Source organism: Bradyrhizobium sp. 23 (assembly GCF_023073295.1).
Classification (GTDB): Bacteria; Pseudomonadota; Alphaproteobacteria; order Rhizobiales; family Xanthobacteraceae; genus Bradyrhizobium; species Bradyrhizobium canariense_D.
Map to the genome: position 1 here is coordinate 1 of NZ_JADPJF010000143.1, position 2326 is coordinate 2326.

Genomic DNA, 2326 nt, shown 5'->3' on the forward strand with positions numbered 1-2326 from the left:
TTGGTGCCCAGGGCAGGAGGCAGGGCTCGGTGGGGAATCCTCGTGGCCTGTTATGAGCCGGCATTGCCGACGCTCGCCCTCTAGACCGAGGCAGCCCCAAGACGAAACCACGGTCATGCGGTAGCCAACCCGCGCATGAGAGCTTGATCAACCGTCGTCTTTGGCCCGGCCTCCTACCGTGGACACCTTCGACGTCCAGTGCCCGGGCGCTGAGCCGGGAGCGGATCCGCTTGATCGAGTCCCTTGACTGCGAACATGAGAGCAGGCCGTTGAAGAAGTCGGTAGCGAAGCGTTTCGTATCGTGATTCCCTAGGACCAGGATTTAACTGGGGGACAGCGACAAAGACGAGGACGGTCCGGAGCGCAATGCCCAGCGCAGCTTCCACAAGAGAAGCGAAGCCAACGAGACCCATGCGAGTACGACCGATCCCGAGGCGCGGCTCTTCAAAGGGTGATGGCCAGCCAAGCTGAGCTATATGGGCCATGCTCTGATGGAGGCCCGAAATGGTTTAGCGGTTTTGGGGTGAGCCAACTGACGGGCTCCGCCGAACGGGAGATTGCGCTTGCCATGATCGCCAGGCGCAGGTGCGCGAAGCGGATCACTCTGGGAGCGGACAAGGCCTGCGACGTCAAGCAGTTCGTGCACCACCTGAGAGACAGATCGGTTACCCCGCATATCGCGATTGATAGACATCTGAGTAAGACTGGAAAAGCGGCGCAAGACAGCCATCGACGCGCGTACCAGGGGTCACAGCGGCTAGACGTCAGCCAAAGGCTGTCGCAAACGCATCGGAGAATCTTCGGCTGGATCAAGAGTTCCGCTGGCTTGGCCAAGGTCAAGCTGCGGGGCCGCGCCCGCGTTGTCTTCGTCTGGCGCTTGTAGCCTACCATCTGATCCGGTTTCCCAAGCTTCTGGCGATCCCGAAGGCAATCTCGTCGCCAACGCGCCGCACGTGCCGGTGCACCTGGGTTTGAGCGAGAGCGTTCGCGCCGTGCTGCGCAAGCATCGCACAGCCTGAGGCCGGGCGACGTCCTGATGATGAATAATCCCTACCATGGCGGCACGCACCTGCCGGACGTAACAGTCATCACGCCGGTATTCGATTCAGGAGGCAAGGACATCCTTTCCGCCGTTGCCTCGCGTGGCCACCATGCGGATATTGGAGGGAGCGCGCCAGGTTCCGCTCCGCCCGATAGCAAGCATATCGACGACGAAGGCGTGCTGATCGAGGACTTCTACCTCGTTCGCGATGGCCGTGTTCGTAAGGAGGAAACCCGGGAGCTGCTCTCCAGCGGCCGTTATCCCTATCGCAATGTTGACCAGAACATGGCCGATCTCGCCGCCCAGGTGGCGGCCAATGCCACTGGGGTGCGCGAATTGCACAACATAGTCTCAAAGTTCAGCCGCGACGTCGTGCATGGCTACATGAAGCACGTGCAGGACAAAGCTGAGGAATGCGTCCGAAGGGCGCTTGACGACTCACAAGCAGCGAGTTCGCCTACGAGCTCGACAGCGGTGCGTTCATTCGTGTCGCCATCCGAATCGATCGCGAGAAACGCTCCGCTACCATCGATTTTACTGGGACATCGGCCCAGGACGAGGGCAACTACAACGCGCCACTGGCCATCTGCAAGGCAGCTGTCCTCTACGTATTCCGAACCCTCGTGGGGATCCGATATCCCGATGAACGAGGGATGCCTGAAGCCGATGAGCGTGCATGCGCCGGAAGGTACGCTGATCAATCCGCGTTATCCAGCAGCGGTTATCGCCGACAACACGGAGGTCAGCCAAGCGATCACGGAGGCCCTCTATGGTGCGCTTGGCGTGCTCGCCGGCTCCCAGGTACGATGAACAATTTCGTTTATGGCAACGAGGTCCACCAGAACTACGAAACGATCTGTGGCGGCACCGGCGCGGGCAAAGGCTTCGACGGCGCGAGCGCGGTCCACTCGCACATGACTAATACCCGCATGACCGATCCCGAGGGTGAAAACCTGGTTCAGCGTGCCTCCGGTAAAACGGAAATCCTTGCCGGAAATGATGCCTGCGAAGTTCGGACGGGCGATATTTGCGTTATCATGACACCCGGCGCGGACGGCTACGGCTCCCCTTGAGAGATCAAATGCCGCTGGTAGAAACCCCGCCGGTGACGCCGCCCGTTTATGGGCCATCTAAAACTAAGGGACCTTTTCTGGCCCGTGATCTGTGACGCTCCAGGAAGCGAAGGACCGTGCATTAGATTAGGGTCTGTACCTAATTAGCGAGTTCTGATTCCCTGGTGCCAAGTTGATTCGGCACGGGGGACTTCGATGCGCAAAGGACTGT

The 2326-nt window shown here is 60.0% G+C and carries 2 pseudogenes; both read left to right on the top strand.

Annotated features, from left to right (window positions below):
* Positions 1–338 precede the first annotated feature (338 nt).
* Positions 339–975, top strand: a pseudogene (locus tag IVB32_RS33090) (IS5/IS1182 family transposase); the annotation flags it as partial.
* Positions 976–1015: 40 nt separating this feature from the next.
* A pseudogene (locus IVB32_RS33095) lies at positions 1016–2115 on the top strand (hydantoinase B/oxoprolinase family protein).
* The last annotated feature ends 211 nt before the right edge of the window (positions 2116–2326 follow it).